A 12,324-nucleotide genomic window follows, 5' to 3' on the forward strand; every position below is an offset into this window, starting at 1 on the left:
TGCCGCTGGCACGCATTGCGCCAGACTGCTACATTCGATCAGACATGCGCTGAATTCAAAGCATTCGGGGGGAACCGGCCATGTTGGTGAGAAATGAAGATGCATCGGACGGGGTGCGCAACCATGCCGAGCTGGAGCCACCAACAACGCGAACGGCATCGTCGAGAATGCGGCATAGGCCGGTAGCCATCCTCTTGCTGGCCTTGCCCTGGTTCGCGCCAATCTCGGCTGACGCCCAGAGTAGCGATTCCTTTGACGTCAGTGTCGTTCCTGAATCCGCCCAACCGCCGCCGCAACAGGGACTGTCGCAATCACAACGTCAGGTCACGGCGCAGGGCTCGGCGGCTCTTGCTAGCTCCACGCTACAGCTGCGCAGTCTTAAGCTTCTGTCCGAGTCGCTGCGGCGGGAACAGCGCAGACAGCGCCTGGAAGACGAGGAAGATAGCGAGACGTCAGCCGGCAACAGCTTGCCGCTGTCGCCTGCTGCCGGGCTCGGGGCCGCCTGGCTGAGCGGCAGCGCGGTTGCTGGTAGCACTTTAGATGCGGAAACCGGTGCCGAATTCGACCGTTTCAACGTTTTCGGCAGCGCGGATTATCGCGCAAGCGAGCAAGATCGCACCGTCAATGCGCCGGCCAACGAATCGGACATGCTCGGACTGGTCCTGGGCGCGGATTATCGGGTGAATCCGGACTTGGTATTGGGTGCGACGGTTGGTTACGTGGCCAACGAAACCGATTTTACCAGCGGCAACTTCGGCCAGCTTGAGCATTACAACTACAGCATTTCCGCGCTGGCCTCCTGGTATGTCTGGCAGAATTTGTATGTGGATGCGGTTGGCCGCATCGCCGCGCTGGAGTTTGATGCTATTCGTCAGGTGGCTGGCGGCGGCATCGCTCTGGGCGATACGACTGGTTTCGAGTATGCAATCAGCACCAGTAGCGGCTATGAGTTCCATCGAGGCCCTCTGAGTTTCGGCCCACAGGTTCGCGTGACTTATATCGATTTGTTTCTCGACGGCTACATGGAGGCCGGGGGCGGCAATCCGCTTCGTTACGGCAATCAGGATGTCGAGTCCCTGCGGACAGCCGTGGGCGGCAACGCAACTTACGCCATCAACACGGGGTTCGGCGTCGTAGTACCTCAGGCGGCGGTCGAGTGGGTGCACGAGTTCGACGACGACCCACGCTTGGTAACCGCGCAATCGATTGCAAGCGGCGCGTTTCTAACCGTGCCGGTCGATGCTCGTGACAGCGATTTCTATCGCATATCGGTCGGCGCAAGTGCCGTGCTTACACATGGTCGAAACCTGTTCTTCCGATACGAAGCCGACTTGTCCCGCGAAAACCGGGAGAACCACACCATTACGCTGGGAGCACGGCTGGAGTTATAAGGCGACAACCGCCGTCGCCGTGTTCTGATACGTGGATGTCGCACGACTAAGGCCCACGATCAAGTCGTCGTCTAACTCTTATCACTGGGGCCTGATCCCGTATTAGGTCGAGTAACGGCAGCTCGTTCCATCGAACGCCCATCGACACCTCACTATCCCCAGAGCACGATGCCGTGATCCCCGAAATTGGCCTTTTCTCACTGACACTCGCGTTTTGTCTCGCGACCGTCCAAGCTATCTTCGCTCTAGCCGGTGCCCAAACCCGCACGCCGCGATGGATGCTGGCAGCCAGCCCGGCAGCAGCGGGCCAGTTCATCTTCGTCGCACTCGCGCTCGGCTGCCTGACCCATGCCTTCATTGCCGACGATTTCTCGGTGCGCTACGTGGCCGAGAACGCCAACAGCAATCTGCCGGTCATGTACAAGGTGGCCGCCGTCTGGGGCGGACACGAAGGCTCGATGCTGCTGTGGGTATTCGTGCTGGCCGGCTGGACGCTGGCGATGGCCGGTTTCAGCCGTAGCCTCCCAAGTGTTCTGCGCGCCCGTACGCTGGGGGTACTGGGGCTTATAAGCGTGGGGTTCCTGCTGTTCATCCTGCTCACCTCCAGCCCGTTTGATCGCCTGCTGCCGGCACCGGCCGACGGCCAGGATCTGAACCCGCTGCTGCAGGACCCGGCCATGGCCATCCACCCGCCCATGCTGTACGTCGGCTATGTGGGCTTCGCGGTGGTTTTCAGCCTGGCCGTTGCGGCACTGATGGGCGGCCGGATGGACTCGGCCTGGGTCCGCTGGTCACGGCCCTGGGCTACCGTCGCGTGGTTGTTCCTGACCATCGGCATCCTGCTGGGCAGCTTCTGGGCCTACTACGAACTCGGCTGGGGCGGCTGGTGGTTCTGGGACCCGGTGGAAAATGCGTCGTTCATGCCATGGCTGGCAGGCACCGCATTGATCCACTCACTTGCTGTTGCCGAGAAACGAGGCAGTTTCAAGGCATGGGTCGTCCTGCTGGCGATCATGACCTTCTCGTTGAGCTTGCTCGGCGCGTTCCTCGTGCGCTCCGGGGTACTGACGTCGGTGCATTCATTCGCCTCCGATCCAGCCCGCGGCGTATTTATCCTCGGCTTCCTGTCGGTAACGGTTGTCGGCTCGCTGACGCTGTACGCTTGGCGGGCCCCCGCCATCCGCAACGTGGGTACCTTTGCGCTGCTGTCGCGGGAAACCCTGCTCATGGCCAATAACGTGCTGCTGATGGTGGCCTGCGCATCCGTACTCATCGGCACACTCTATCCACTGGCCATGGAAGCCCTGGGCCTGGGACGAATTTCCGTTGGCCCCCCTTACTTCAACGCCGTATTCGTACCATTGATGCTGGTGCTCGCCGGCTTGATCGGCCTTGGCCCGTTGACGAGCTGGCGGCGGATGACGCCGACCAATCTGGCGCATCGCATACGCTGGGCCCTGCTGGTCTCGCTTACCGCTACCGGCGTGCTGATAGCCGTGTACTGGAATGGCACCACCCTGGGTATGGCCGTCGGCATGTTCATGGCGTGCTGGATCATTACCACCGTCGCCGTCAACATCCGGAGCAGACTGCAGTTGCGCGGCGGGTTACGCGGGTTGGCCGCCATCAGTCCCAGCGTTTACGCGATGAACCTCGCGCATCTCGGCATGGCCGTATTCATCATAGGCGCCGGCGCAGTGGAAACCTACGGCATTGAGCGCACCGTGCGGCTCGGGCCCGGAGACAGCGCTACCGTGGCTGGCTACCGCTTTACCTTCCAGGATGTGCGCGACGTTCAGGGACCCAATTACACGGGTACGCAGGGCTATTTCACCGTGACACAGGGTGGCGGCCCGGTTGCGGACTTGCTGCCCGAAAAGCGCAACTATCCGGTGCGTCGCTCGAGCATGACCGAGCCCGCGATCGACGCGGGTCTGTTCCGCGATCTCTTCGTGGCACTCGGCGAACCGCTGGATGAAGGTGCCTGGAGCGTGCGATTACAGTACAAGCCCATGATCCGCTGGATCTGGGGCGGGGCACTCATGATGGCGCTGGCGGGTTTGCTGGCCGTCGCGGACCGGCGCTATCGGGTCCGGATCAAACAGTCCCCGACCATGCATCCGAGCGAGGGCACTTAGCGTGCTCATGAAGGGACAAATATATCGAAAGCAGGCCATATTAAGCGCGTTCGTCGCGCTTATCGTTGTCGCAGCCCCGGTGGCCGGATTGGAGCCACTCGGCTTTGACGACCCAGCCAGGCAGGCCCGCTATGAAGCGCTTCTGCACCAGTTGCGCTGCGTGGTCTGCCAGAATCAGTCGCTGGCATCGTCCGACGCCGGCTTGGCAGGTGACCTGCGCCAGCGCGTGCATCAAATGGTCGCGGAGGACCAGACAAACGACGCGATCAAAACCCACCTTATCGAGCGGTACGGTGACTTCGTCCTTTACCGCCCCCCGGTGACGGCGCGAACCTACGTGCTGTGGTTCAGTGCGCCGGTGCTGCTCCTGGCCGGCATCATCGTGCTCGCCGTGACGGTCCATCGCCGTCATCACCTTCCACCCCGCCGACTGGACGCAAACGAGCGCACCCAATTGCGGCGCGTCCTGAGCGATCATCGGAACGACGTTTCGTGATGCTGGTTTTCTGGGCAGTCGCGGCGGTGATGACGCTGGCAGCAATCGCCCTCGTATCATGGCCACTGCTGCGCAGGGACGCAGACCGGCCGACCTTGTCCGCCGACGAAGTCGACGTGGCGCTCTACCATCGCCGACAGGCGGAGCTACATGCTGACTATCGAGATGGCCTGCTTGACGAAGCGGATCTGGCCAGCGTCCACGAGGAACTCGACCGGCAGTTGCTGCTGGATACAGCGCCCCCCGACCTGAACAAAGACCACAGCCTGGCCGGCACCGGTCTGCGCGAGTATTGGCCCGTGATCGTGGCTATTCCGACCATCCCGCTGATCGCCATCAGCCTTTATCTCGCGATTGGCGCAAACCATAGCGCCATCGAGGGCGGCGGCGGCGAGACTCGCGATATCCAGGCCATGGTGGAAAAGCTGCGGTCACGACTGGATGAAGCCCCGGACGACGGCGAGGGCTGGCTGATGCTGGGACGCACCCACGCCACGCTCGGCGATAACCGGAAAGCCGTGGCCGCTCTCTCCCGGGCCTATCAGCTCCGCGCCGACGATCCGGCGGTACTGGTCGCCTACGCACGGGCCCTGGCCAGAGGCCGTACTCCGGAATCGTTCGTCGGTCGGCCCGCCGAACTCCTCGAACAGGCACTGCAAGCCGCCCCACAACACCCGCAGGCACTCTGGTTCGCGGGCATCGCCGCTGCGCAGCAGCGCGATTTTACCGATGCCGCCAGGCACTGGCGGACGCTACTCGCTCAGGTACCCCCCGAAAGTGAGGACGCACGCATCATTCAGCGCAATCTGCGCGAGATCGAGCAGCGCACACAAGGTGCTTCCGGCGAACTAATAGCGGACAGCCGGAATACGAATAAGGCAACGGGATCAGCGTCCATCGAAGTGAGCGTCCGTCTCAGCGATACGCTTAGCGGCCGCATCACCGGCCGCGAGCCGGTTTTCGTCTTCGCCAGAGCCGTTGACGGGCCGCCCATGCCGTTGGCGGTAATTCGACGGTCAGCCAACCAACTGCCGTTCGCAGTGACGCTGGACGACGGAGACTCGATGGTGCCGGATCGCGGCCTTTCGGGCCACGATCAGGTCATGCTGATTGCCCGCGTTGCCAGAAGTGGTAATGCCGCGGCCGCTTCCGGCGACCTGACGTCGGGTGAACAACTTGTATCCCCTGCAGCCAAGAAACCAGTTGTCATCACCATCGACTCGGTCGTTCCATGATCCTGGCGAACACCAATACGGCGGGCTAATACAGTTCCCCGCCACGCGAGAGCCGGATGTCATCGATCGCGGCGGCCCGGACAAACCGACACCCACTCTTCGATCAAGCGGTGGATAGCCGTTTAGTCACGGAACACGCCTGAATTCGAACCGCATATCGCGAGTGTTGCCGGCAATGGGGTGGTGGTAACGCATCAGAACGGGTGCTGCCGCCTGCGCCGTACCCGCAGCAGCCAGTTTGCCCTCGACGAGAGTAACCTCGCCGCTGCGAGGCGCGACATGTTGACCTGCCGCCGTTGCCGCTCTATTTTCGTTATTTAGTCAGATAGATCACGTATGCAGGACGCCACCGCCGCCCTCATCGCCCCGATCGTGCTGCAACTCGGCGGGAAGTCGATCTCGGCCCGGCGGCTCGGCCTGCTGGAGGGGATCGCGGCCACCGAATCCATCCGCGGCGCTGCGCGACACGTCGGGATGACCTACAAGGGCGCCTGGGATGCCATCGACGCCATCAACAACCTGGCCGGCGAACCGCTGGTGCAGACCCGCCAGGGCGGTCGGCAGGGGGGCGGGGCGTCACTGACCGTTGCAGGGCAGTCGTTACTTGCGTCACAACGCCGATTTGCTGCCGCGATCGACGATATTCGACGCCAGTTCAGCGACGAAGATCAAGAACAATGGTCGACACTGGGGAGGCTGCTGATGAAGACCAGCGCCCGCAACGTCCTGCGGGGCGAGGTCAGCGACGTGCGCACCGGCGCGGTCAACAGCGAGGTCACGCTGGCGCTGCCCGGCGGCGACCGACTGGTGGCGATCGTCACGCGCGACAGCGAAGCCGATCTGGCGCTGGCCCCCGGCAAGTCCGCCTGGGCGCTGATCAAGGCGAGCTGGCCGATTCTGGCCCCCGGGGATGAACCGGCCCGGACCTCGGCCCGCAACCGTCTCTGCGGCACCATCGAGCGGATTCACGATGGCGCGGTTAACGCGGAAGTGGTGCTGGCTCTATCCGGCGGCACACGCCTGACGGTAATCGTCACCGAGGGCAGCCGGCAGTCGCTGGGCCTGGCCGAAGGGGACCGGGCCTTCGCCCTGATCAAGGCCAGCCACATCATTCTAGGTGTGGACGAATGAGGCGCCGTCGACGATCCGTGCCCTGGGCGGGGCCGGTCGCCATGGCGCTTGCGCTGTGGCTGAGCATGTCGGGTATCAGCCTGGCCGACGACGACCTGCGGGTGGCCGTGGCCACGAATTTCGCCAGGACCCTCGGCGACATCGCCAGCGCCTACACGGAAAAAACTGGCAACAAGGTCGGCCTGTCGAGCGCCTCCACCGGGACACTCTATGCCCAGATCAACCAGGGCGCGCCGTTCGATCTATTCTTCGCCGCCGACCAGGCCCGTCCGGACAAGCTGGTGGCGACGGGCAAGGCGGTGGCGGATAGCCGCTTCATCTACGCACGCGGGGTGCTGGCGCTCTACAGCGCCGACCTGCCGCTGGACCCCGATCCCGCCCGAACGCTGATCGAGGGCGACTACGCCCACCTGGCCATCGCCGATCCGAAAACCGCGCCCTACGGGACGGCAGCCGTGGCGGTACTCGAGGCCCTGGAGGCCCGCGAACCGGTGGCCCCGCGGCTGATCTACGGCAAGAACATCGGCCAGACCTTCCAGTACGTGGCCACCGGGCACGCGGCAATCGGGTTCGTGGCGCTGTCCCAGTTGCGCGATCCGGACAACCCGTTGCGGGGCCGCGGCCACGTCTGGCGGGTGCCGGCGTCCATGCACCCCCCGCTGGACCAGGCCGCGGTGATTCTCGAACGCAGCCCGCGCAAACCGGCGGCGCGTGGCTTCATCGATTTCCTGCGCTCCGATGCAGGCCGCGCCATCATCGAGCGCTACGGCTACACCCTGCCCGGAGCCACATCCTCTTGATCGAGATTGCCGGCGTCAATGTGGAGACCGGCCCCATCTGGCTGACGCTGGAGGTGGCCACGGTCACCACGCTGGTGCTGCTGGCGCTGGGTCTGCCGCTGGCCTGGGGCCTGGCGCAGTGGCGGTCGCGCTTCAAGCCGCTGATCGAGGCGGTGGTGGCGCTACCGCTGGTGCTGCCGCCGACGGTTCTCGGTTTCTACCTGCTGATCGCCATGAACCCGGACGGTGCCCTGACCCGAACCCTGGGCTGGTTCGGGTTCGAGGGCCAGCTCAGCTTCAGTTTCACCGGGTTGGTGATCGGCTCGGTGATCTATTCCCTGCCGTTCGCCGTGCAGCCGCTGGTGCACGCGTTCGAGGCCATCCCGCGGCCACTGCTGGATGCCGCCGCCACCATGCGCGCCGGGCGGCTTGACCGCTTCGTGACCGTGGTGCTGCCGCTGTCACGCCGCGGACTGCTGACCGCCGCGACCCTGTCGTTCGCCCACACCGTGGGCGAATTCGGCGTGGTGCTGATGGTGGGCGGCAATATCCCCGGCGCTACCCGCATGGTGTCGATTGCCATCTTCGACCATGTGGAAACCCTGGAGTACGCCCAGGCGCATGTGTTGTCCGGCCTGATGCTGGGCTTTGCGATGCTGGTGCTCGGGCTGGTCTACACCCTCAACCGCCGCTTCGATCGACGGCTGATCGCCCCGTGAAACTGCAGGGCGATCTCACGCTGGCGCGTCGGGGCTTTCGGCTGGAAACGGGCCCGTTCGCGCTGGCGCTGGACGGCGTAACCGCGCTGTTCGGGCCCTCCGGCTCCGGCAAGACCACGCTGCTTCGTTGCCTGGCGGGGCTGGAACCGGATGTGCGCGGGCAACTCACCGCCGATGGACAGACCTGGCAGGACGGGCGCCGCCGGCGGTCGCCAGCGCGGCGGGACATCGGGTTCGTGTTCCAGGACGCCGCGCTGTTTCCGCACCAAACCCTGCGCGGCAATCTCGACTACGCCCACCGACGGGCGCCGACCGGCGGCCCCGATGTGCCCACGGTCGCCGCCCGGATCGGCATCGAGCATCGGCTGGACGCCGCGGTACACACGCTATCCGGCGGCGAGCGCCAGCGGGCGGCACTGGCGCGGTCGCTGCTCAGCCGGCCCCGCCTACTCTGCCTGGACGAACCCCTCTCCGCGCTGGACTGGCAGGCCCGCGCGGCCCTGCTCGATCTGATCGACGACCTGGCCCGGCGCACCGATCTGCCCATGCTCTACGTCACTCACAATCCCCGGGAGGTCGAGCGCCTGGCCCGGCAGGTGGCGTTCATGCAGGACGGCCGGCTCACGCGGATCGACAGCCTGGCCGACGCCCTGGCGCGACCGGATTCCGCCCTTTTCCAGCCGCCGGACGGCGCGGCATCCGTGCTCGCCGGCACCCTCGGGCCCGCCGGCGCCGATGGTCTGCAGCCGTTCACCACGCCGGGCGGCGTGGTGTTGCGCCTGGTCCCCGCCGGCCATGACGGCCGGCAACGACGCCTGCGGATTCTGGCCCGCGATGTGAGCCTGGCCCGAACCGAGCCGGCCGGCATCAGCATGCTCAACCGGCTACCGGTCCAACTGACGCAGCTGCATCCGCTGGACGAGCATCGGGTACTCGCCACCCTGCGGCTGACTGACGGGCAGATGCTGATGGCCGAGATCACGGCCTATTCGATGCGCGAACTCGACCTCACACCCGGACAATCGCTTTACGCCCTGGTGAAATCGGTGGCACTGATCGACTAAGAATCACTCGGCCGCCGCCAGTGCTAGAATAAGCCAATGCTTATTTTAATAGCAATGGCTTATTTTCGCCGTGGCAGACATTATCTGCTGATGCTTGCCGCAGGCCTGTTCACCGGCCCGGCAGCGGGCGAGAACACAGGCGAGAATCGGGTTTTCGGCACTCTGGAGAGCGGCAATAGCGCCGTGCTGAGCGGCGCCGGATCGGCTGCCTCGACCGCCGCCCGCCTGCTACTCACGGCGGGTTTCGAAATCGACTCCCGGACGCTGTTCGACCAACCGGGCGGCCGACTGCATGTCAGCGCCATGCATCAGACCGGCGACAACGGTACCCGGCTGGTGGGCGATTTCCAGGGCTTTTCCAACATCGATGCGGCCGGGTTCACCGCGATCACCGAGGCCTGGTACCAACATCACCTGCTGGACGGCCGACTCCGGCTGAAGTTTGGCAAGGTCGATGCCAACAGCGAGTTCGCTTATGTCGAGCACGGCGGCGGCTTCCTCCAATCCTCGCCGGGGTTTTCTCCAACCATCCTGGGCTTTCCCAGCTATCCGGATCCCGCCACCAGCGTAAACCTCTTCTACCATGGTAAATCAGGTGCATACGCTGGCGTTGGCGTATACGACGGCGCCACCCAGGCCGGGGTCGCCACGGGTACCCGCGGCCCGTCGACGTTTTTCGGAACGCCGGATGGCCTGTTCAGCGTGGTCGAAACGGGGGTTCACCACCGGGTCACCGGGTCACCGGGCGGCCGGGCCGGGTGGGCATCGGGGCCTGGCGCCATGGCGGCGATTTCGACCGTTTCGGTGGTGGCCGTCAATGGAGTACCGAAGGCATCTATCTGGTGCTGGATCAGAGCCTTGTGACCGGACCCGCCGGCCGGACGCGGCTGGGACTGTTCGCCCAGTACGGGTATGCCGACGCCGACGTCAGTCCGGTGCAGCACCATGCCGGCGCGGGTCTGCAGTGGTACGGCCCGCTGACTGACCGGCCGGATGACAGCGCCGGACTCATGGCCAGCTTTGTGCAGTTCAGCAAGGCGCCTGGCGCGGGATTCACCGACAGCGGTGAACTGGCGGTGGAATGCTTCTACCGCTGGCAGGCCGCCGACTGGCTGGCGCTGCAGCCGGATCTGCAATTCATTGACAACCCGGGCGGCCGTGGCCGGCCGGATGCGCTGATAATGACCCTAAGGGCGGCTATCAGCCTCTAGGGGCCGCAGACACATATTCCACTGGTGGGCGGCCATCAACAGCACGCTGCCGAGGGCCGTCAGGGTCAGTGCCGGGCCATGGCCGAGCCGGGCCTCCAGCCCCGCAATCGGCATCAGCATCAGGGCCAACCCGGCCACACCGGCGACCAGCACCACCCCGCGCCGATGACGACAAACGCCAGCAATCAGGGCCCAGCCGCTCACGGGCACCACCATCAGAGCCATGCCCGCATGCAGGCCATGCAGTGCGTGGTGGTCGACCGCCGCGCCGGCCGCCAGACCCAGGACCAACGGACCGGCCAGGCAATGCAGCAGACAGAGGCCGCTTAACGCGCTACCCAGCTTGTCCAGGGGACAGGTTGGCATGGGGGTGGCCGGGACATAAATGTAATGATATATTATTACATATTGCGAGACGACGCACCCGACATGCCCGCACGGAGTCATTCCATGCAGCCGACACCAGACGCCGACCGGCGCGCGACCGGCACACTGCTCGGTCTCAGCGCCCCCCTCGGGGTGACCGCCCACCACCCTGCTCGTTCCGCAGATCCAGCTGGACGTCGCCATGACGAACCTGCTTGACGGGGACTACCGCGATTTTCTCGACACCTCCAAGGGCTACGCCCTGTCACCCGGGCGCGATATCCGGCTGACCGCCCGGCTGCCCTTCGCCGGTTAGCGCCCCGCCCCCTCCACAACGGCGTTTCGTTCGCTCCGTTGTTTTCGGCGCCCGTTCGGGCGCCGTTTCTTTTGCGGGTCGAGTCTTTTGCGAATCGAGTCTTTTGCGAGTCGAAAACTACCGTTGCGCCGCACAGCCGGCGCACAGGCCGCGCAGCTCCACCACGCTGCCCTGTACCTGGAAGCCCACCGCTTCGGTCGCCCGGTCTATCGCCTCGTCCACATGGCCACCTGCCAGCTCGGCCACATGATCGCAGGCCTGGCAAATCAGAAACTTGGGCGGGGCGCGGCCGTGATCGCCGTCACAGCCGACGAAGGCGTTAAGGGACTCGATGCGATGGACCAGCCCGGCATCGAGCAGAAAATCCAGCGCCCGGTATACCGTCGGCGGTGCCGCGGCATGATGTTCGTCGCGGATCCGGTTGAGCAGATCGTAGGCCTTGCTCGGCTTGTGGTTGGACCACACCAGCTCCAGCACCCGCCGGCGGATCGGGGTCAGCCGCAGGCCGCGCTCGGCGCACAGACGGTCCGCGTGATCCAGTGCCGCGTTCACACAGGCTGCGTGATCGTGGCCGCGGGCATCGAATGCCGTGGGAATGGACGTTTGCACCATGAACAGGCTCGCGTGATACCCGAGTCACATGGTATCGCAGCCGGCCCGGCGGCCGGATGCTAGACTCCCGCGGCTTCCAGGCCACGCGCCTCTTTCAACGCCCGAGTCTCCATGGCCCGCTGGATTGAAGGCGAAGTCATCGCCAATCATCACTGGACGGACACCCACCACTCGCTGCGGGTCCGTGCCCCGGCCGTGCCGTTCCAGGCCGGTCAGTTCAGCCGGCTGGCCCAGGCCATCGACGGCCACATCACCGCACGCCCCTATTCATTCGTGAACCCGCCGCAGGACGAGGTGCTGGAATTCTATTCCACCGTGGTGCCCGAAGGCCCGTTCTCGAGCCGCCTCCACGCGTTGGCCCCCGGCGACCCGATTCTGGTGGCGCCGCGCGGCGCCGGCTGCTTTACGCTCGACCGGGTGCCCGACGCACCCAGCCTGTGGCTGCTGGCCACCGGGACGGCCCTGGGGCCGTTCCTGTCGATCCTGCGCACCGACGAACCCTGGCAGCGATTCCGCCGGATCGTGCTGGTACACGCGGCCCGGCATCGCGCCGAGCTGGCCTACCGCGAACTGATCGAGAGCCTGCCGCCCGCGCTGACCTATCTGCCCGTGGTCTCGCGCGAGCCCTGCCCCGAGGCGCTGGCGGGCCGCATTCCCGCGCTGATTGCCAGCGGCGAGCTGGAGCAGGCCGCCGGCGCCTCACTGACCCCAAATCAGGCTCAGGTGATGATCTGCGGCAACCCCGACATGGTGCAGGACACGGCTCGAGTGCTGGGCGAGCGGGGCCTGCAGCCCAATAACCGCAAGCAGACCGGGCACGTGACCACCGAGCAGTACTGGTAGCCGCGAACCCGGTCGGCAACAGG

The 12,324-nt window shown here is 65.3% G+C and carries 13 protein-coding genes; 11 read left to right on the plus strand and 2 right to left on the minus strand.

From position 1 onward, the window contains the following. The first annotated feature begins 80 nt into the window (after positions 1-80). From RM531_RS09980 to RM531_RS10025, 10 genes are all read left to right on the plus strand, one after another. The gene (locus RM531_RS09980) at positions 81-1,391 is read left to right on the plus strand and encodes an autotransporter outer membrane beta-barrel domain-containing protein (RefSeq protein WP_311659006.1); all 1,311 of its coding nucleotides are present in this window, start codon (positions 81-83) and stop codon (positions 1,389-1,391) included. Between the two features lie 173 nt (positions 1,392-1,564). Beyond that, positions 1,565-3,529 carry a heme lyase CcmF/NrfE family subunit gene (locus tag RM531_RS09985; RefSeq protein ID WP_311659007.1) on the plus strand — a complete coding sequence of 655 codons (1,965 nt, stop codon included), beginning with the start codon at positions 1,565-1,567 and terminating at the stop codon, positions 3,527-3,529. Positions 3,530-3,536: 7 nt separating this feature from the next. Beyond that, on the plus strand, positions 3,537-4,025 hold the full coding sequence (locus RM531_RS09990; protein ID WP_311659108.1) for a cytochrome c-type biogenesis protein: 489 nt from the start codon (positions 3,537-3,539) through the stop codon (positions 4,023-4,025). Then, positions 4,025-5,260: a c-type cytochrome biogenesis protein CcmI gene (gene ccmI / locus RM531_RS09995; RefSeq protein ID WP_311659109.1), complete on the plus strand. Its 1,236-nt coding sequence runs from the start codon at positions 4,025-4,027 to the stop codon at positions 5,258-5,260. Before RM531_RS09990 ends, ccmI begins: the two co-directional genes overlap by 1 nt. A gap of 336 nt (positions 5,261-5,596) precedes the next feature. Beyond that, positions 5,597-6,391 (plus strand): TOBE domain-containing protein, encoded by a 795-nt coding sequence (locus tag RM531_RS10000; RefSeq protein ID WP_311659009.1) that lies wholly within the window; start codon positions 5,597-5,599, stop codon positions 6,389-6,391. Then, positions 6,388-7,191 carry a molybdate ABC transporter substrate-binding protein gene (gene modA, locus RM531_RS10005; RefSeq protein ID WP_311659010.1) on the plus strand — a complete coding sequence of 268 codons (804 nt, stop codon included), beginning with the start codon at positions 6,388-6,390 and terminating at the stop codon, positions 7,189-7,191. Before RM531_RS10000 ends, modA begins: the two co-directional genes overlap by 4 nt. A gap of 5 nt (positions 7,192-7,196) precedes the next feature. Further along, the gene (gene modB, locus RM531_RS10010) at positions 7,197-7,889 is read left to right on the plus strand and encodes a molybdate ABC transporter permease subunit (protein ID WP_423246875.1); all 693 of its coding nucleotides are present in this window, start codon (positions 7,197-7,199) and stop codon (positions 7,887-7,889) included. Next, complete coding sequence (gene modC, locus RM531_RS10015) at positions 7,886-8,953, plus strand: molybdenum ABC transporter ATP-binding protein (protein ID WP_311659011.1); 1,068 nt, start codon at positions 7,886-7,888, stop codon at positions 8,951-8,953. Before modB ends, modC begins: the two co-directional genes overlap by 4 nt. A 183-nt stretch (positions 8,954-9,136) precedes the next feature. After that, entirely contained in the window at positions 9,137-9,817 is a 681-nt protein-coding gene (locus RM531_RS10020; RefSeq protein WP_311659012.1) for a carbohydrate porin, read from the plus strand. Further along, positions 9,814-10,164: a carbohydrate porin gene (locus tag RM531_RS10025; protein WP_489753840.1), complete on the plus strand. Its 351-nt coding sequence runs from the start codon at positions 9,814-9,816 to the stop codon at positions 10,162-10,164. The genes RM531_RS10020 and RM531_RS10025 overlap by 4 nt, the downstream gene beginning before the upstream one ends. On the opposite strand, the gene RM531_RS10030 is transcribed toward RM531_RS10025, so the two are convergent. Next, a complete protein-coding gene (locus RM531_RS10030; RefSeq protein WP_311659015.1) occupies positions 10,141-10,530 on the minus strand; it encodes a MerC domain-containing protein in 390 nt (129 codons plus the stop codon). The two genes, RM531_RS10025 and RM531_RS10030, sit on opposite strands and share 24 nt — an antisense overlap. 433 nt (positions 10,531-10,963) lie before the next feature. Continuing rightward, positions 10,964-11,458 (minus strand): Fur family transcriptional regulator, encoded by a 495-nt coding sequence (locus RM531_RS10035; RefSeq protein WP_311659016.1) that lies wholly within the window; start codon positions 11,456-11,458, stop codon positions 10,964-10,966. Between the two features lie 111 nt (positions 11,459-11,569). Here RM531_RS10035 and RM531_RS10040 point away from each other — a divergent pair, with 111 nt between their 5' ends. Next, positions 11,570-12,301, plus strand: a complete 732-nt coding sequence (locus RM531_RS10040; protein ID WP_311659018.1) for a ferredoxin--NADP reductase — start codon at positions 11,570-11,572, stop codon at positions 12,299-12,301. Positions 12,302-12,324 lie beyond the last annotated feature (23 nt).

Origin of the sequence: Spectribacter acetivorans (assembly GCF_031846305.1) — a bacterium.
Classification (GTDB): domain Bacteria; phylum Pseudomonadota; class Gammaproteobacteria; order Nevskiales; family Salinisphaeraceae; genus Spectribacter; species Spectribacter acetivorans.

Excerpts from the sequence above, each read along its gene's own strand:
- RM531_RS09990 (WP_311659108.1), top strand. The coding sequence starts at position 3,537 with ATGAAGGGACAAATATATCGAAAGCAGGCCATATTAAGCGCGTTCGTC.
- RM531_RS10040 (WP_311659018.1), top strand. The coding sequence starts at position 11,570 with ATGGCCCGCTGGATTGAAGGCGAAGTCATCGCCAATCATCACTGGACG.
- RM531_RS10000 (WP_311659009.1), top strand. The coding sequence starts at position 5,597 with ATGCAGGACGCCACCGCCGCCCTCATCGCCCCGATCGTGCTGCAACTC.
- RM531_RS10030 (WP_311659015.1), bottom strand. The coding sequence starts at position 10,530 with ATGCCAACCTGTCCCCTGGACAAGCTGGGTAGCGCGTTAAGCGGCCTC.
- ccmI (WP_311659109.1), top strand. The coding sequence starts at position 4,025 with ATGCTGGTTTTCTGGGCAGTCGCGGCGGTGATGACGCTGGCAGCAATC.
- modA (WP_311659010.1), top strand. The coding sequence starts at position 6,388 with ATGAGGCGCCGTCGACGATCCGTGCCCTGGGCGGGGCCGGTCGCCATG.
- RM531_RS09980 (WP_311659006.1), top strand. The coding sequence starts at position 81 with ATGTTGGTGAGAAATGAAGATGCATCGGACGGGGTGCGCAACCATGCC.
- RM531_RS10035 (WP_311659016.1), bottom strand. The coding sequence starts at position 11,458 with ATGGTGCAAACGTCCATTCCCACGGCATTCGATGCCCGCGGCCACGAT.